This window comes from Streptomyces sp. JLBT605, from assembly GCF_058215555.1.
In genome coordinates this window covers 1,361,675-1,379,030 of sequence record NZ_CM177087.1, presented here as the reverse complement: position 1 = coordinate 1,379,030, position 17,356 = coordinate 1,361,675, and the positions used below count along the sequence as shown (strand labels likewise).

14 protein-coding genes are annotated in these 17,356 nt (G+C 73.6%); 13 read left to right on the top strand and 1 reads right to left on the bottom strand.

The window, feature by feature from the left end:
* Positions 1-16: 16 nt before the first annotated feature.
* The 3 genes from AC4BDD_RS06300 to AC4BDD_RS06290 all read left to right on the top strand — a co-directional run bounded on the left by AC4BDD_RS06300 (position 17) and on the right by AC4BDD_RS06290 (position 2,286).
* A complete protein-coding gene (locus AC4BDD_RS06300) occupies positions 17-1,303 on the top strand; it encodes an AAA family ATPase (protein WP_490689975.1) in 1,287 nt (428 codons plus the stop codon).
* Positions 1,300-1,680: a nucleotide pyrophosphohydrolase gene (locus tag AC4BDD_RS06295; protein WP_490689974.1), complete on the top strand. Its 381-nt coding sequence runs from the start codon at positions 1,300-1,302 to the stop codon at positions 1,678-1,680. Before AC4BDD_RS06300 ends, AC4BDD_RS06295 begins: the two co-directional genes overlap by 4 nt.
* A gap of 132 nt (positions 1,681-1,812) precedes the next feature.
* A complete protein-coding gene (locus AC4BDD_RS06290; protein WP_490689973.1) occupies positions 1,813-2,286 on the top strand; it encodes a DUF6099 family protein in 474 nt (157 codons plus the stop codon).
* Positions 2,287-2,291: 5 nt separating this feature from the next.
* Here AC4BDD_RS06290 and AC4BDD_RS06285 read toward each other — a convergent pair whose 3' ends face one another.
* A complete protein-coding gene (locus AC4BDD_RS06285) occupies positions 2,292-2,561 on the bottom strand; it encodes a hypothetical protein (RefSeq protein WP_490689972.1) in 270 nt (89 codons plus the stop codon).
* Between the two features lie 245 nt (positions 2,562-2,806).
* Here AC4BDD_RS06285 and AC4BDD_RS06280 point away from each other — a divergent pair, with 245 nt between their 5' ends.
* The 10 genes from AC4BDD_RS06280 to AC4BDD_RS06235 all read left to right on the top strand — a co-directional run bounded on the left by AC4BDD_RS06280 (position 2,807) and on the right by AC4BDD_RS06235 (position 17,319).
* Complete coding sequence (locus AC4BDD_RS06280) at positions 2,807-3,730, top strand: LLM class F420-dependent oxidoreductase (RefSeq protein WP_490689971.1); 924 nt, start codon at positions 2,807-2,809, stop codon at positions 3,728-3,730.
* A gap of 108 nt (positions 3,731-3,838) precedes the next feature.
* The gene (gene mmuM / locus AC4BDD_RS06275; RefSeq protein ID WP_490689970.1) at positions 3,839-4,855 is read left to right on the top strand and encodes a homocysteine S-methyltransferase; all 1,017 of its coding nucleotides are present in this window, start codon (positions 3,839-3,841) and stop codon (positions 4,853-4,855) included.
* A gap of 34 nt (positions 4,856-4,889) precedes the next feature.
* Positions 4,890-6,443, top strand: a complete 1,554-nt coding sequence (locus AC4BDD_RS06270; protein ID WP_490689969.1) for a 3' terminal RNA ribose 2'-O-methyltransferase Hen1 — start codon at positions 4,890-4,892, stop codon at positions 6,441-6,443.
* A complete protein-coding gene (locus AC4BDD_RS06265; protein ID WP_490689968.1) occupies positions 6,440-9,097 on the top strand; it encodes a polynucleotide kinase-phosphatase in 2,658 nt (885 codons plus the stop codon). Before AC4BDD_RS06270 ends, AC4BDD_RS06265 begins: the two co-directional genes overlap by 4 nt.
* Before the next feature lie 181 nt (positions 9,098-9,278).
* On the top strand, positions 9,279-9,965 hold the full coding sequence (locus AC4BDD_RS06260) for a Crp/Fnr family transcriptional regulator (protein ID WP_490689967.1): 687 nt from the start codon (positions 9,279-9,281) through the stop codon (positions 9,963-9,965).
* Between the two features lie 471 nt (positions 9,966-10,436).
* Positions 10,437-11,582, top strand: coding sequence for a serine/threonine-protein kinase (locus AC4BDD_RS06255; RefSeq protein ID WP_490689966.1), 1,146 nt, complete (start codon positions 10,437-10,439; stop codon positions 11,580-11,582).
* A gap of 64 nt (positions 11,583-11,646) precedes the next feature.
* On the top strand, positions 11,647-12,873 hold the full coding sequence (locus AC4BDD_RS06250; RefSeq protein ID WP_490689965.1) for an arginine deiminase: 1,227 nt from the start codon (positions 11,647-11,649) through the stop codon (positions 12,871-12,873).
* Between the two features lie 146 nt (positions 12,874-13,019).
* Positions 13,020-14,021: an ornithine carbamoyltransferase gene (gene argF, locus AC4BDD_RS06245; protein WP_490689964.1), complete on the top strand. Its 1,002-nt coding sequence runs from the start codon at positions 13,020-13,022 to the stop codon at positions 14,019-14,021.
* 158 nt (positions 14,022-14,179) lie between these two features.
* Positions 14,180-15,007 (top strand): enoyl-CoA hydratase family protein, encoded by an 828-nt coding sequence (locus AC4BDD_RS06240; RefSeq protein ID WP_490689963.1) that lies wholly within the window; start codon positions 14,180-14,182, stop codon positions 15,005-15,007.
* A gap of 14 nt (positions 15,008-15,021) precedes the next feature.
* Positions 15,022-17,319, top strand: coding sequence for a bifunctional salicylyl-CoA 5-hydroxylase/oxidoreductase (locus AC4BDD_RS06235; RefSeq protein ID WP_490691688.1), 2,298 nt, complete (start codon positions 15,022-15,024; stop codon positions 17,317-17,319).
* Positions 17,320-17,356 lie beyond the last annotated feature (37 nt).

Here is a 17,356-nt window from a genome sequence, read left to right as displayed (position 1 = left end):
GGGATACGTTCCGGCCATGAGCACATCCAGGCTGCGGCCGGCGGTGACCGAGCTGAGGCTCTCGGCCTTCAAGACCCACTCGCGCGCGACCTTTCCGCTGGGGCCGCTGACCTTGTTCACCGGACCGAGCGGCAGCGGCAAGTCCAGCGCGCTTCAGGCGTATGTGGCGCTGTCCCGGCTGGCGGGCGGGGAGACCCTGGACGCCGTCTTCCCCGATCCCGCGGCGTGTGTGCCGCGCCGCGCGCGCCCCGACGCCCAGGGCAGACGCGGTTTCCGGATCGGCTGCACGGTGGACGGGCCGGTCGGCCCGGTGCGGCTGGATGTCGCCATCCAGGCCGAGCCCGAACTCCGCGTCGTCGGCGAGCGGATGACCGGCGCCGGGGAGACGCTGCTGGAGACGGCGCTGCGCGATCCCGGCCGTCGCGCGGTCCAGGCGGCCTGGCACACCGCCGGACCGGTCCCGGTCACCCGCGCGCCGCTGCCCGACGACCGGCTGGCGACCGCGCTGCTGCCGCTGCGCATCGCGGGCAAGACCGCCGGGCAGCTGCTCACGCTGGCCGCCGCCGAGCAGGTCGTGATCGCGCTGCGCTCGGTCTTCCCGTGTGATCCGCTGCCGGAGCGGATGCGGGTGCCCGCCCAGCGCGGGCAGGGGCGGCTGCGCGGCGACTGCGACAACCTCGCCGCGGTCCTGCTGCGCACCCGGACCGAGTGCGCGACCCGGCACGCCGCCCTGGTCGCCGCGGTACGCGCCGGGTGCGCGGGGCCGGTGGAGGGCCTGACGACCGAGCGGCTGTCCGGGGGCGCGGTGCGGGCCGTGCTGGACCAGGGCGAGCTGGGGACGATGCCGGTCGAGCGGCTGGGCGACGGGGAGCTGCGGTATCTGGCGCTGGCACTGGTCCTGATGACGGGGCCGGGGGTGCTGGAGGTCGACCAGGTGGCGGACGTGCTACCGGCGCAGCAGGCGCTGACGGTACTGGCGGACGGCTTCGACCGGTGCCTGGACCGGCGGCAGGCGCGGGAGCTGCTGGGGGTGGCGGGGCGGATGTGCGTCCGGGGCCATATCCGGCTGGTGGGGGCGGTGCGGGACGTGGAGGCCCTGGACCTGGCGGGAGGCGGAGGCCCGGGCGCGGGGACGGGGACGCGCGGAGGTGCGGAGGAGGGTTCGGGCGGGCGCTCGGACGGGGGCTCGGACCGGCGGGCGGGCACGGTACCGGCGGCGCGCGCGGCTGGGGGCGCGGGGGCGGGGGCCGCTGCGGGCGAGGGCGGAAGCGAGCCGGTGACGGTGGTACACCTGGAGGCGTGAACCAAGCCCCTGAATCCGGTCCGGCGCCGGCAGCCGACCTCACCGACCTGCAACACCGCCTCGCCGCGTTCGCCGCGGCGCGCGACTGGCAGCCGTACCACACGCCGAAGAACCTGGCCGCCGCGCTGAGCGTCGAGTCGTCCGAGCTGGTGGAGATCTTCCAGTGGCTGACCCCGGAGGAGTCGGCACGGGTTATGGAGAGCCCCGAGGCGGCGGCTCGCGTCGAGGACGAGGTCGCCGATGTCCTGGCGTATCTGCTGCAGTTCTGCGGGGTGCTGGGCATCGACCCGCTGGCCGCGCTCTCGGCGAAGATCGAGCGCAATGAGCGCCGCTTCCCAGTGGAGGACCCCACCACTCCCCGTCGTCACTCTTTGTAGTGATCGAGTTATCCACAGCGCAACTTCTGTCAACAGATTTCTGAATTCCCCTAGCTTTTCGGGCCGTTGGCCATCACTCTGGGTAGTGGAAGGTTGACCGGGCAGTGAGGTCCGTGGAGAGGGGTTCGGGGCATGGACGCGATGCGGCTTATCGATGCCAACCGGCATGCCCTGGCGGGTGCCGGGACGGAGCAGGACGTCGTCGCCGAGGCGTGGCAGGCGCACGCCCTGGCGGAGGCGATCGGGGGGCATCTGGCGGTGCACGGCCCGCCGGAGGCGCGCACCGAGGCGCGCGGCCTGGGCGAGGCCGCCGGGCGGGCGCGCGCCGCGCTCCAGCATCCCGCCTCACGGCACCCGGCCGTCCGCAGCGGCGGCATACGGGCCGCGCAGCTGGCCGAAGTTCGTTGTCCGGGCCGGGCGTTGCCCGCGCTCGCCGAGCTGCTGGGGGACGCCGGCATCGCGCTGGTCCAGGTCGCCTCCGGCACCGAGGAGGAGGCGCTGTACTGGCAGTGCGTGGAATCCATCGACGCCGGGGACGAGTCGCGGGACCGGGTCCGCGGGATCCTGCGGCATCTGGAGGTCCGGGAGCGGGGTGGTGCCGCGTGAGGTGGTCAGGCGCGAGGTCCGGAGCCGTCCGCGGGCGGGTGCTCCGTGGCGGACTGCAGTTCGGCGTCCAGGCGCGACAGGTCCGCGTCGAGCGCTGCCATCAGCTCCTCCATCTGCCGCAGCAGGCCCCCCGGGCCCTCCCCGGGGCGCGCCTGCCGCCCGGCGGCCCCGGATCCGGCGCGCCCGGCGATCCGGGTGGCCCCGGCCGCCCCGCAGTCGCCGGCTGGGCGGGGCCCGGCGAGGGCGGACGGTTCGGACGCGGCATCCTGCGGCATGACGGCCTCCTCGGCCCCGGCCCTCCCGGCCGGGGAGGGCGGTGGTGCGTTCGCGGTGGACCGTGGCCACCGGCGCGCGGACCGGAGGGTCCGGCCCCGCCCGGGGCAACGACCGCACGACCGCCCCGGTAACCGGTGCGACAGCCGGTTCCGGCCGAGGGCGCGGAATTTCACCCTGCCGGGAAGCGGCGACCGGCGGCGGGGGCATGGCGTTGACGGTGGCCGGAAGCGTGCAGGATGGAAGGATGGATCTCCGCATCTTCACCGAGCCCCAGCAAGGGGCGAGCTACGACACCCTGCTCACCGTCGCCAAGGCCACCGAGGATCTCGGCTTCGACGCCTTCTTCCGCTCCGACCACTACCTGCACATGGGCGCTGTCGACGGGCTTCCGGGGCCCACGGACGCCTGGCTCACGCTGGCCGGTCTCGCCCGGGAGACCCGGCGGATCCGGCTCGGCACGCTGATGACCGCGGCGACGTTCCGACTCCCCGGGGTGCTGGCCATCCAGGTCGCCCAGGTCGACCAGATGTCCGGTGGCCGGGTGGAGTTGGGGCTGGGCGCCGGCTGGTACGAGGAGGAGCACCAGGCATACGGCATCCCGTTCCCCAAGGAGAAGTTCGCCCGGCTGGAGGAGCAGCTGGCGATCGTCACCGGGCTGTGGAAGACCCCGGTCGGCGAGACCTTCAGCTACGCCGGAGACTTCTACCAGCTCCTCGACTCTCCCGCCCTTCCCAAGCCCGCCCAGGCCAAGGTGCCGGTGCTCATCGGCGGGCTCGGAGCCAACCGCACGCCCCGGATCGCCGGCACCTACGCCGATGAGTTCAACGTCCCCTTCGCCTCGGTGGAGGACAGCGAGCGGCAGTTCGGCCGGGTGCGGAAGGCGGCTGAGGAAGCCGGCCGCGCGGCTGATGACCTGGTGTACTCCAACGCGCTGGTGGCCTGCGTCGGCAAGGACGACGCCGAAGTCGCCCGACGGGCGGCCGCGATCGGCCGGGAGGTGGACGAGCTCAAGGCGAACGGCCTGGCCGGCTCGCCCGCCGAGGTCGTCGACAAGATCGGCCGGTACGCGGAGACCGGATCCTCCCGCTTCTACTTCCAGATCCTCGACCTTGACGACCTCGACCACCTGGAGCTGATCGCCAACCAGGTCGGGTCCCAGCTCGGCTGAGCCGCTCCACGAGCCCTGGGATCAGGCCCGGGACGACGAAGAGGTTCAGGTCCCGACGACCGCCTGAGGTTCAGGTCCCGACGACCGCCTGAGTGAGGAGCAGTACCTGTGACGTCCGCCCGAGAGTCCGCACCCGTCCCCAGCACCCCGCTGGCCGCCGCGCTGCGGCGCGGACCGCTCGTCCTGGACGGCGGGCTGTCCAACCAGCTGGAGTCGCAGGGCTGCGACCTGACCGACGCGTTGTGGTCGGCCCGGCTGCTCGCCGACGACCCGCGGCAGATCGAAGCGGCCCACGCGGCGTATGCGCGGGCGGGCGCACAGATACTGATCACCGCCAGCTACCAGGCCACCTACCAGGGCTTCGCACGCCGGGGCCTGCCGCGGCGGGAGGCGGCCGCCCTGCTGCGCCGCGGCGTGGAACTGGCACGGCGCGCGGCGGCCGGCGTGGACCGGGAGATCTGGGTCGCCGCATCGGTGGGCCCGTACGGCGCGATGCTGGCGGACGGCAGCGAGTACCGGGGGAGATACGGGCTGAGCGTCGCCCAGCTGGAACGGTTCCACCGGCCGCGGATCGAGACCCTGGCCGAGGCGGCCCCCGATGTGCTGGCGCTGGAGACGGTGCCGGACATCGACGAGGCCGAGGCTCTGCTGCGGGCGGCCGAAGGCTGCGGGGTGCCCGTCTGGCTGTCCTACAGCGCGGCGGGCACGGCCACCCGGGCCGGGCAGCCGCTGGCCGACGCCTTCGCGCTGGCCGCGGGGCACGACCAGGTGATCGCGGTCGGCGTCAACTGCTGCGAGCCCACGGACGCCGGCCCGGCCGTGCGGCTCGCGGCGCAGCACACCGGAAAGCCGGTGGTGGTCTACCCGAACAGCGGGGAGGTGTGGGATGCGCGGGAGCGGGGCTGGCGGGGCAAGCCCACCTTCGGGCCGCGGCAGGCCGCCGCGTGGCGGGACGCGGGCGCCCGGCTCATCGGCGGCTGCTGCCGGGTCGGCCCGGACCTCATCGCCGAGGTGGCGGAGGCGCTCAGCGGCCAGGCCACCGACGCGGAGGACTCCTCCGCGAGCCCCGCGGCCCCAAGCGGCGACGGCGACGGCGACGGCGACGGCGACGGCGAAAAAGGATAGGAGGGAGCGAGGGGCACGGGGAATACTCAGCCGGGTGTTTCTGACGATAACCACCACTGGCACCGCCGGACAGCCGGCAACCGACCTCGGGTATCTGCTGCACAAGCACCCGGAGAAGACGCAGCAGTTCTCGACCTCCCACGGCACCGCGCACGTCTTCTACCCCGAGGCCACGCCCGAGCGCTGCACCGCCGCGCTGCTGCTGGAGGTGGATCCCGTGGCGCTGGTGCGACGCGGCCGTGGCAAGGGCGCCGCACCCGGCGGGGCCGCGCACCTGGCCCTCGGACAGTACGTCAACGACCGGCCCTACGCCGCCTCGTCACTGCTGGCGGTCGCCCTGAGCTCGGTCTTCTCCAGTGCGCTCAAGGCCCAGTGCAAGGCGCGACCGGAGCTGCCCGGACAGGCGCTGCCGCTGCGTGTGGAGGTCCCCGTGCTGCCCGCGCGCGGCGGCGCCGAGCTGGTGGTGCGGCTCTTCGAGCCGCTGGGCTGGACCGTCACCGCCCAGCCGGTGCCGCTGGACGAGCACTTCCCCGAATGGGGCGACTCCCGGTATGTGCGGCTGGTGCTCGACGGCGAGCTGCGGCTCGCGGACGCACTGCGCCATCTGTACGTACTCCTGCCGGTACTGGACGACGCCAAGCACTACTGGGTCTCGCCGGACGAGGTGGACAAGCTGCTGCGTGCCGGAGACGGCTGGCTGGAGCACCACCCCGAGCAGCTGCTGATCACCAACCGCTATCTGGCGCGGCGCCGTTCCCTGACCCGCGACGCGCTCGACCGGCTGGAGCTGGCGCGGCTCGCCGAGGCGGACGACACCGAGGCCGAGACCCTCGACAACGCCGTCGACGAGACGACCGACACCGAGGAGCGGCCGGTGCCGCTGGCCGTCCAGCGGCGCGAGGCGATCCTGGCGGCCCTGCGCGCCACCGGCGCCGCACGGGTGCTCGACCTCGGCTGCGGCCAGGGCCAGCTGGTGGCCGCCCTGCTCAAGGAGGTCCGGTTCACCGAGATCGTCGGCGTGGACGTGTCGATGCGCGCGCTCCACATCGCGGCCCGACGACTGCGGCTGGACCGGATGTCCGAGCGGCAGTCGGCGCGCGTGCGGCTGCTCCAGGGCTCACTGACCTACACCGACAGCCGGCTGGCGGGCTATGACGCGGCCGTGCTCAGCGAGGTGATCGAGCACCTCGACCTGGACCGGCTGCCCGCCCTGGAGTACGCGGTGTTCGGGGCGGCCCGGCCCGCGACGGTCATCGTCACCACACCCAACGTCGAGTACAACGTGCGCTGGGAGACCCTCCCCGCCGGGCACAGCCGGCACGCCGACCACCGCTTCGAGTGGACCCGGCAGGAGTTCCGCGACTGGGCCGGCGAGGTCGCCCGGCGCCATGGCTACACCGTGGACTTCCGGCCGGTCGGTCCCGACGACCCCGAGGTGGGATCGCCGACCCAGCTGGCGGTCTTCCGCCTCGGCGAAGGGCCGGCCGACGGCACCGGCGACGACAGCAGCAGTCAGAAGAAGAGCACCGGCGACACCACCGGCGACAGCGATGACACGACCGTGACCACGAAGGAGGCGGCGGCATGAGCGACACTCGCGGCCTGGCCGTACCCGACCTCAGCCTGGTGGTGCTCGTCGGCACCACCGGCTCCGGCAAGTCCACCTTCGCCCGGCGCCACTTCCTGCCCACCCAGGTGGTCTCCTCCGACGTGTGCCGCGGCCTCGTCGCCGACGACGAGAACGACCAGGCCGCCACCCCGGACGCGTTCGACCTGCTCCACTACATAGCGGGCAAGCGGCTGGCGGCCGGGCGGCTCACCGTCGTGGACGCCACCAACGTCCAGCCCGAGGCCCGCCGTCAGCTGGTCAAGCTCGCCCGGGAGCATGACGTACTGCCCGTCGCCATCGTGCTGGACGTCCCGGAGAGCGTCTGCGCCCGGCGCAACGCCGAGCGCCCGGACCGGGCCGCCATGCCCGCCCACGTCATCCCCCGCCAGCGCCGCGAGCTGCGCCGCTCCCTGAGGTCCCTGGAGCGCGAGGGATTCCGCAAGGTGCACGTGCTGCGCGGGGAGGCCGAGGTCGACGCCGCCGGGATCGTCCTGGAGCGCCGCTTCAACGACCTGCGTCACCTGACCGGCCCGTTCGACATCATCGGCGACATCCACGGCTGCCGCGCCGAGCTGGAGACCCTGCTCTCCACCCTCGGATACACCCTGGAACGCGACACCCTCGGCCGCCCCGTCGACGCCCGGCACCCCGAGGGCCGGACCGCCGTGTTCGTCGGCGACCTCGTCGACCGCGGGCCGGACAGCCCCGGCGTGCTGCGCCTGGTGATGGGCATGGTGGCCTCCGGCGCCGCGCTGTGCGTGCCCGGAAACCACGAGAACAAGCTCGGCCGCTACCTCAAGGGCCGCAACGTCCAGCGGACCCACGGGCTGGCCGAGACCATCGAGCAGCTGGAGAAGGAGGACGCCGCCGACCCGGACTTCCGCCGCAGAGCGGCCGAGTTCATCGACTCCCTGGTCAGCCACTACGTCCTGGACGGCGGCGCGCTGGTGGTGTGCCACGCCGGCCTGCCGGAGAAGTACCACGGCCGCACCTCCGGCCGGGTCCGCGTCCACGCCCTGTACGGCGACACCACCGGCGAGACCGACGAGTTCGGCCTGCCGGTGCGCTATCCGTGGGCCGAGGACTACCGCGGGCGCGCCGCCGTCGTCTACGGCCACACCCCGACCCCGGCGGCGTCCTGGCTCAACAACACCATCTGCCTGGACACCGGTTGCGTCTTCGGCGGCAAGCTGACCGCCCTGCGCTGGCCGGAGCGGCAGCTGGTGGACGTGGACGCCGAGCAGGTCTGGTACGAGCCGGCGAAGCCGCTGACCGCCGCAGAGCCGGCCGGCTCGGACGCCCGTCCGCTGGACCTCGCGGACGTCGCCGGGCGGCGCGTGGTGGAAACCCGGCACATGGGCCGGCTCGCCGTGAAGGAGGAGAACGCCGCCGCCGCGCTGGAGGTGATGAGCCGCTTCGCCGTCGACCCGCGGCTGCTCGCCTACCTCCCGCCGACCATGGCGCCGTGCGCGACCTCGAAGGAGGAGGTCGACGGAGCCGCCGAGGAGGGCTATCTGGAGCACCCCGCCGAGGCGTTCGCCGCCTACCGGGCGGACGGGGTGCGCCAGGTGGTGTGCGAGGAGAAGCACATGGGGTCGCGGGCGGTGGCCCTGGTGTGCCGGGACGCCGACGTCGCCCGTACCCGCTTCGGCGTCGCCGACCAGGTCACCGGGGCCGTACACACCCGCACCGGCCGTCCCTTCTTCACGGATGACATCAGCGGCTCCTCCCCCAGACTTCGTCCGGGGGTGCCCCCAGCGGGTCCCTCCGTCACCGAGCAGGTGCTGTCCCGTATCCGGGACGCGGTCACCGGCGCCGGGCTGTGGGAGGAGTTGTCCACCGACTGGCTGCTCATCGACGCCGAGCTGCTGCCCTGGTCGCTCAAGTCCTCCGGCCTGCTGCGCCGGCAGTACGCGGCGGTCGGCGCGGCCTCCGGGGCGGTCTTCCCCGGCGCGATGGCCGCGCTGGAGGCGGCCGAGGCCCGCGGTGTCGAGGGCATCGGCGGCGAGGGCGGGCTGCTGGCCCGGCAGCGCGACCGCGCGGCGCACGCGGCGGCCTTCACCGAGGCCTACCGCCGCTACTGCTGGCAGGTGGACGGGCTGGACGGGGTGCGCTTCGCCCCCTTCCAACTGCTCGCCGCCGAGGGCCGCAACCTGGCCACCGTTCCGCACGATCAGCAGCTGGCCTGGCTCGACCGGATGGTGCGTCACGACACCAGCGGACTGCTGCGCGAGACCGGCCGGCTGTATGTGGACACCGAGGACGAGGCATCCGTCGCGGCCGGTGTGCGCTGGTGGCTGGAGCTGACCGAGGCGGGCGGCGAGGGCATGGTGGTCAAGCCGGTCCAGTCGTTCCTGCGCAAGGAGGACGGCAGGCTCGTCCAGCCGGGCATCAAGTGCCGTGGCCGGGAGTACCTGCGGATCATCTACGGTCCGGAGTACACCCGCCCGGAGAACCTGAAGCGGCTGCGCGTCCGCCACTTGGGCCACAAGCGGTCGCTGGCGCTGCGGGAGTACGCCCTGGGCCTGGAAGCGCTGGACCGGCTGGCGGACGGGGAGCCGCTGTGGCGGGTGCACGAGGCGGTGTTCGCGGTGCTCGCCCTGGAGTCGGAGCCGGTCGACCCCCGGCTCTAGGGGTCTTTGGCGGGTCATCGGCGGGTCTCCGGCGGGACTCTGGTCGGTCTTCGCGGCGTCGTGGAGACCGGCCAAAGGCCCCCCGGTGCACCGCCGTTGACGCGGTCGGCCGACTCTCCTACGTTCGGTATCCGGCTCGTCGCAGGACGCCCGGTCCCGGACACCGAGCGGGGAGGGGCGGATGAGTCTCTTCGAGAACGGCCGGCCGTTTCTCGCCGCGCTCCCGGCCGAGGATCGCCGGGCCCTGCTCGGCCGTGGACACCGCCGCGGCTACCGGCCGGGCGATGTGCTGCTGCGTGAGCTGGAGAGCACCTCGTTCGTGGTGGCGATCCTCTCCGGCTGGGCCACCGTCTCGGTCGGCACCGAACGCGGGATCCGGTTGATCCTCGCGCTGCGCGGCGCGGGCGAGGTGGTCGGCGACCAGGCCGCCATCGACCACCGCCCGCGCAGCGCCACGGTCACCGCTCTCGGTCCGGTCCAGGCCGTCGTGGTGACGGGTGAACGGTTCCGCGCGTACCTCGCCGCCCGGCCGACCGCCACCGCTCTGATCATGCGTCAGTTCAGCTCACGGCTGCGCAGCTCGGACGGCGAGCGCCGCTCGCTGGCCTCCGAGCGCGTGCTGCAGCGCCTCGCCGCCCGCCTGGTCGAACTCGCCGAACGCACCGGGCGGCCGGGCCCCGACGGCATCGTGGTCGACCTGCCGCTGCCGCAACACGACCTGGCCGCGGCCGTCGGATCGACCCGGGAAGCGGTCGCCAAGGCGCTGCGACTGCTGCGCGACCAGGGCGTGGTCACCACCGGACCACGCCGCTTCGTGGTGCGGGACATCGCGCTGCTGCGGCTGCTGGCCCAGGGACGCGAGGGCTGACCCGGCGGCCGGAGTGACGCCCGCGGCGCCCGGTGGACCGAGGCCGCCGGGCGGACCCAGGCGCCGGACGGATTTCCCCTTGGGCCCTTTGGCGTCGGTCCGTGCGCCCGTGCCATGCGCGCCCGCGGGGCGCGAAGGAATCGGCCGCGACTGTGTAAACGGCTACAGCCCGTCCCGCGCGCCGCGGCGATGGTGGTTTCCCGGTGGCGTGACCGCGGGAGGCGCCGGTGAGCGAGGCAGGACGGCGTACCGGTGCCCACGGGCCGCGGTGTGGTGGAGAGCCGGCCGCGGGCCACGGGGGTGTGCGCGGCCGGGGGACGCGGCACCGGAGCAGGGCGGCGGGACGAACAAGGGGGCGCCCCGCCGTCCATCTCTCCGGACGCTCCGGGTGCTCCGGAATCCCCGGCCCGTGATCGCGGCCGAGGCACGCGTCGGCGCGATCGATCCGTTCGAGCACAGGGAGTCTGAGCCATGCCGCAGGAACCGCACGCACGGGCCGCCGCCGACGGGGTGGCCGCCGTCAATGGGATGGCCGCCACCGACGGGCCGGCCGTCGCGGACGGGGTGGCCGCCGCCGGTCGGCCGGCCGGCGCCAGGACCATCGCCGCGGTGGCCCGCGCGGGGGTGCCCCGCCGTCCCCGCCCGACACCGGACGCGGTGCGCGAGACGCTGCGGCGCGGCGGGGACGCCGTCGGCGCGGTGCTGGCGGACGCGGACGACGGGGTGCTGCTGAGCGTGCTGGACGAGGGGGTATCCGCCCGGCGCGGCGCCGCGGTCGTCGATGAGCTGGTGGCCCGCGCCGGAAGGCGGCGCCCGGAGACGGCGGACGCGGTCTGCGCGGAAGTGCTGCGGGCGCTGCTGTACGTGGACCGGCGAGTCGGCGCGGTCAAGGGCGAGGACGGCCGTGCCCACGCATCGCACGGCGGTAGCGCAGGCCCTGAGCGCGCGCCCGGCCCGGTGGGGGCTGAGCCGGAGGAGGACCCGCGCCTGGGCGCACGCACCCGGATCCGCAACGCCGTCGCGCTCTACGAGGGGCTGGTCCGGCCGCGCACCGGACGCGGCCGCACCTGCGAACTGCTGGCCGTCGCCCTGCCCCGGCTGTGGCAGGCCCCCGACGGCGCGGGCCGCGAGGTGGTGCACCGCATTCTGGAGGGCCCGGGTCCGGCCGGATTCGGCGAGTCCGGCTGGCGGGCGCTGTTCTTGTCCGCCGTGCCCGTCATGGCGCCGGCGGTCCCCGACGCCGACGCCTCCCGCCGCACAGACCCGTCCCATCGCGCCGACCCGTCCCAGGTCGCCGACCCGGCCACCACCCGGCCCCGCGACAACCGCGCACGCGACAACCGCGCACGCGAAAGCAGCTCCCGCGAAATCAGGCTCCGGGACAACCACCCAGGCGAAAGCCGCGCACGCGAACAGCGCGAGCAGGCCGGCCGCGGCGGGGCGGACGGCGGCCGGACCGGCCGTCGGTGGGCATGGCCACGGCGCTCGTGGGTGCGGGGACGTCGGGGCGGCGACAGCGGGCGGCTCGACCTCCAGCCCGGCCAGCTGTGGGTCTCCATGCTGCTGGGCGTGATCGCCGTGGCCCTGGTGCTGATCGTGATCCTCACCGCGGCCTGACACGGCCGCGCCCGGCTTCGCCGCTCAGCGCCCGATCCGGCGCCCGGACGGCCAAGATGGGGGTATGGGATTCCATGTCGATTCAGAGGCCGGTCGTCTGCGACGCGTCATCCTGCATCGCCCTGACCTGGAGCTCAAAAGGCTCACGCCGAGCAACAAGGACACACTGCTCTTCGACGACGTGCTGTGGGTGCGGCGCGCCCGCCAGGAACACGACGGATTCGCGGACGTGCTGCGGGACCGCGGGGTCGAGGTGCATCTCTTCGGTGACCTGCTGGCGGAGAGCCTGACCCTGCCCGAGGCCCGGTCCCTGGTGCTGGACCGGGTCTTCGACGAGAAGGAGTACGGGCCGCTCGCCACCGATCACCTGCGCGCGGCCTTCGAGGAGTTGTCCGCCCCGGAGCTGACCGAGGCGCTGGTCGGCGGGATGACCAAGCGGGAGTACCTGGAGCGCCACCCGGAGCCGACCTCTGTGCGCTTCCACGTCATGGACCCGGATGACTTCCTGATCGATCCGCTGCCCAACCACCTGTTCACCCGGGACGCCTCCGCCTGGGTGTACGACGGGGTGTGCATCAACGCGATGCGCTGGCCCGCCCGTTGGCACGAGACGGTGCACTACGAAGCCGTCTACCGCCATCACCCGCTCTTCTCGGACGGCGGCTTCCACGTCTGGTCGGAGGGGCAGGCGGCCTATCCGTCGACGATAGAGGGCGGCGACGTGCTGGTGATCGGCAACGGCGCGGTGCTGATCGGCATGAGCGAGCGGACCACCCCGCAGGCGGTGGAGATGCTGGCCCGCGGCCTGTTCGCGGCGGGCTCGGCACGCACCATCGTGGCGCTGAACATGCCCAAGGGGCGGGCCTTCATGCACCTGGACACGGTCATGACGATGATCGACGGGGACACCTTCACCCAGTACGCGGGGCTGGGGATGCTCCCGTCGTACACCATCGAGCCGGGCGCCGAGGAGCAGGAGCTCAAGGTCACCGACCATCCGCCGGAGCACATGCACCGGGCCATCGCGGCCGCCCTGGGCCTGGACGACATCCGGGTGCTGACCGCGACGCAGGACGTGCACGCGGCGGAACGCGAGCAGTGGGACGACGGCTGCAACGTCCTGGCGGTCGAGCCGGGCGTGGTCGTCGCCTACGAGCGGAACGCCACCACCAACACCCATCTGCGCAAGCGCGGCATCGAGGTGATCACCATTCCGGGCAGCGAGCTGGGCCGGGGCCGGGGCGGCCCGCGCTGCATGAGCTGCCCGGTCGAGCGCGACGCCGTGCCGTAGCGACACCAGTGGCGTGCGATAGCGGCAGGAGTCCCGTCGCACAGCCCGTGCTATAGATATGCATTCCTTCGTATATACTTCCAACGGTCAGCCGCTCACCGCTGGAGAAATCCGCCGCGCATACCGTCGACCGAGGAGCCCGAGCCATGGCCAAAGACCTCACCGGCCGCCACTTTCTCAAGGAGCTGGACTTCACCGCCGAGGAGTTCCGCCGCCTGGTGGATCTGGCCGCCGAGCTGAAGGCCGCCAAGCGCTCGGGCTCCGAGGTCCAGCGGCTCCGCGGCAAGAACATCGCCCTGATCTTCGAGAAGACCTCGACCCGCACCCGCTGCGCCTTCGAGGTCGCGGCCGCCGACCAGGGCGCGGCCACCACCTACCTCGACCCGGCGGGTTCGCAGATCGGGCACAAGGAGTCGGTCAAGGACACCGCGCGCGTCCTCGGTCGGATGTTCGACGCGATCGAGTACCGGGGCCATGGCCAGGGCGTCGTGGAGGAGCTCGCCGCGCACGCCGGCGTCCCGGTCTACAACGGCCTCACCGACGAGTGGCACCCCACCCAGATGCTCGCCGACGTGCTCACCATGGCCGAGCACAGCGACAAGCCGCTGGACCGGATCGCCTACGCCTACCTCGGCGACGCCCGTTACAACATGGGCAATTCCTACCTGGTCACCGGCGCCCTGCTCGGCATGGACGTGCGGATCGTGGCTCCCCGGCTGCTGTGGCCGGACGAGACGATCGTGGCCGTGGCGCGTGAGCTCGCCAAGTCCTCCGGCGCCCGCATCACCCTCACCGAGGACGTCCCCGAGGGCGTGCGCGGGGCGGATTTCGTCGCCACCGACGTCTGGGTGTCGATGGGCGAGCCCAAGGAGGTGTGGGACGAGCGGATCGCGCTGCTCGGCCCGTACGCGGTGACGATGGACGTGCTGCGCGCCACCGGCAAGCCGGATGTGAAGTTCCTGCACTGCCTGCCGGCCTTCCATGACCTGGGCACGGATGTCGGCCGGGAGATCTACGAGCGACACGGACTGACCGAGCTGGAGGTCAGCGACGAGGTCTTCGAGTCCGAGCACTCCGTCGTCTTCGACGAGGCGGAGAACAGGATGCACACCATCAAGGCGGTGCTGGTCGCCACCCTCGCGCCCTGACGCCCTCCCGCGCCCCGGCGGCTCCCTTGCCTCCCGGCGTCCATCGCCTGTCGTCTATCGCGCACTCGTGACGACAGTCACGCTTCAGTGATAACTTTCCGGTAGCAGGTACAGCCCGTCCGCCCATCCAGCCATCCCGGCTGAAGGAGGCCGTGCTCATGAGTCCCTTTACCGGATCGGCGAACCGGACCGAGGAGTGGCGGAATCTGCGCCTCACCCTCGACGCCGGGGTCGCCACCGTCACCCTGGCCCGCCCCGAGAAGCTCAACGCGCTCACCTTCGGCGCCTACGCCGACCTGCGCGACCTGCTCGCCGAGCTCTCCCGGGAGCGGGCCGTGCGCGCCCTGGTGCTCGGCGGCGAAGGCCGCGGCTTCTGCTCCGGCGGTGACGTCGACGAGATCATCGGCGCCACCCTCGCCATGGACACCGGCGCGCTCCTCGACTTCAACCGGATGACCGGGCAGGTGGTGCGCGCGGTGCGGGAATGCCCCTTCCCGGTCATCGCGGCCGTGCACGGGGTCGCCGCCGGAGCCGGCGCCGTCCTGGCGCTCGCCGCCGACTTCCGCGTCGCCGACCCCACCGCGCGCTTCGCCTTCCTCTTCACCAAAGTCGGCCTCTCCGGCGGCGACATGGGCGCCGCCTACCTGCTGCCTCGCGTCGTCGGGCTGGGACACGCCACCCGGCTGCTGATGCTCGGCGAGCCCGTACCCGCCCCGGAGGCCGAGCGCATCGGCCTGATCAGCCAGCCGGCCGACGAGGGCCAGGCCCCCACGGCCGCCGCCGCCCTCGCCCGCCGCCTCGCCGAAGGGCCCGCCCTGGCCCACGCCCAGACCAAGGCACTGCTCACCGCCGAACTCGACATGCCGCTGGCCGCCGCCGTGGAAATGGACGCGGCCACCCAGGCGCTGCTGATGAACAGCTCCGACTACGCCGAATTCCATGCCGCGTTCACCGCCCGGCGCTCGCCCAAGTGGCAGGGGCGATAGCCGTGCCGCGCCCGATGCGGGTCGCCGTCATAGGCGGCGGCCCCGGCGGACTGTACGCGGCAGCACTTCTCAAGCGCCTCGACCCGGACCGGGAGATCACCGTCTGGGAGCGCAACGCCCCCGACGACACCTTCGGCTTCGGCGTGGTGCTCTCCGACGAGACCCTCGGCGGCATCGAGCACGCCGACCCGGTCGTCCACCAGGCGCTCAGCGCCGAATTCGTCCGCTGGGACACCATCGACGTGGTCCGCCGCGGAAAGGCGCTGACCTCCGGCGGGCACGGCTTCGCCGCCATCGGCCGCCGCCGGATGCTGGCCGTCCTGCACCAGCGCTGCCGCGCCCTCGGCATCCGCCTGCACTTCGGCGCGCCGGCCCCCGCGGCCGCCGAACTCGCCCGCGACCACGACCTGGTGATAGCCGCCGACGGCGTGCACAGCACCACGCGCGACGCCCACGCCGACGCCTTCCGGCCCCGGCTGACCACCCACGGCTGCCGCTACATCTGGCTCGCCGCCGACTTCGCCTTCGACGCCTTCCGGTTCGAGATCACCGAGACCGAGTACGGCGTGATGCAGCTCCACGGCTACCCGTACGCGCACCCCGCGACGCCCCCCGGGAAGGAGGCCGGGGCAGGCGCCAGCACCGTCATCGTCGAGATGCACGAGGACGTCTGGCGCCGCGCCGGCCTCGACCGCCGCACCCCGCAAGAATCCGTCGAACGGTGCGCTCGGCTCTTCGCCCCCGCCCTGGACGGCCGTCCGCTGCGCGCCAACCGCTCCCAGTGGACCGCCTTCCGCACCGTGGTCAACGACCGCTGGTCGCACCGGAACACCGTGCTGATCGGCGACGCCGCGCACACCGCGCACTTCTCCATCGGCTCCGGCACCAAACTGGCCGTCGAGGACGCCCTGGCGCTGGCCGCCTGCCTCCAGGAGCGGCCCACCGTCGCCGAGGCGCTCGCCGCCTACGAGGCCGAACGCCGCCCCGTCGTCGAGTCCACCCAGCGCGCGGCCGCGGCCAGCCTGCGCTGGTTCGAGAACCTCTCCCGCTATCTGCCGCAGCCGCCGCGCCAGTTCGCGTTCAACCTGCTCACCCGCAGCCGCCGCGTCACCCACGACAACCTGCGGCTGCGTGACGCCGGATTCGTCTCCGCGGTCGAGCGGGAGGCCGGCATCGACCCCGGCACACCGCCCATGTTCACCCCCTTCCCGCTGCGCCGGCTGACCCTGCGCAACCGCGTGGTGGTCTCCCCGATGGACATGTACTCCGCCGAAGACGGCATGCCCGGCGACTTCCACCTCGTCCACCTCGGCGCCCGCGCCCTGGGCGGCGCCGGCCTGGTGATGACCGAAATGGTGTGCGTCAGCCCGCAGGGCCGGATCACGCCGGGCTGCGCCGGGCTCTACACCGCCGGGCAGGAGGCGGCCTGGCGGCGCGTGGTGGACTTCGCCCACCGACAGTCACCCGGGGTGGCCATCGGGGTGCAGCTGGGGCACTCCGGCCGCAAGGGCTCCACCCGGCTGATGTGGGAGGGCATCGACGACCCGCTGCCCAGCGGAAACTGGCCGCTGGTCGCCCCCTCCCCGCTGCCCTACCGGCCGGGCGTCAGCCAGATCCCCGCCGCACTGGACACGGCCGGACTGGCCGAGATCCGCGAGCAGTTCGCCCAGGCCGCCCGGCGCGCCGCCCGGGCCGGCTTCGACCTGCTGGAGCTGCACTGCGCCCACGGCTATCTGCTCTCCAGCTTCCTGTCCCCGCTCACCAACCAGCGCACCGACGGCTACGGTGGGCCACTCACCGCCCGCCTCCGCTACCCGCTGGAGGTCTTCGACGCGGTGCGGGCCGTGTGGCCGGACGACCGCCCCATGACGGTCCGGATCTCGGCGACCGACTGGGCGCCCGGCGGCATGACCGCGGACGACGCCGTCGTGGTCGCCGCTGCCTTCCGCGCCCGCGGCGCCGACGCCATCGACGTCTCCACCGGGCAGGTCGTCCCCGACGAGGCTCCTGAGTTCGGCCGCTCCTACCAGACCCCGTACGCCGACCGCATCCGCAACGAACTCGGCATGCCGGTCATCGCGGTCGGCGCGATCTCCTCCTGGGACGACGTCAACTCGCTGATCCTGGCCGGCCGCGCGGACCTGTGCGCGCTGGCCCGCCCCCACCTGTACGACCCGCACTGGACCCTGCACGCCGCGGCGGAGCAGGGGTATCGGGGGCCGGGGGCGCCGTGGCCGGTGCAGTACGGGGCGGGTAGTCGGAAGCCGCCGACTGGCCGGACGGATGCGCCCAAGCCGAGGCTGACCCTCTAGGGCGCCCTGCCTCACCGGGCTCCGCCCCGGACCCCGG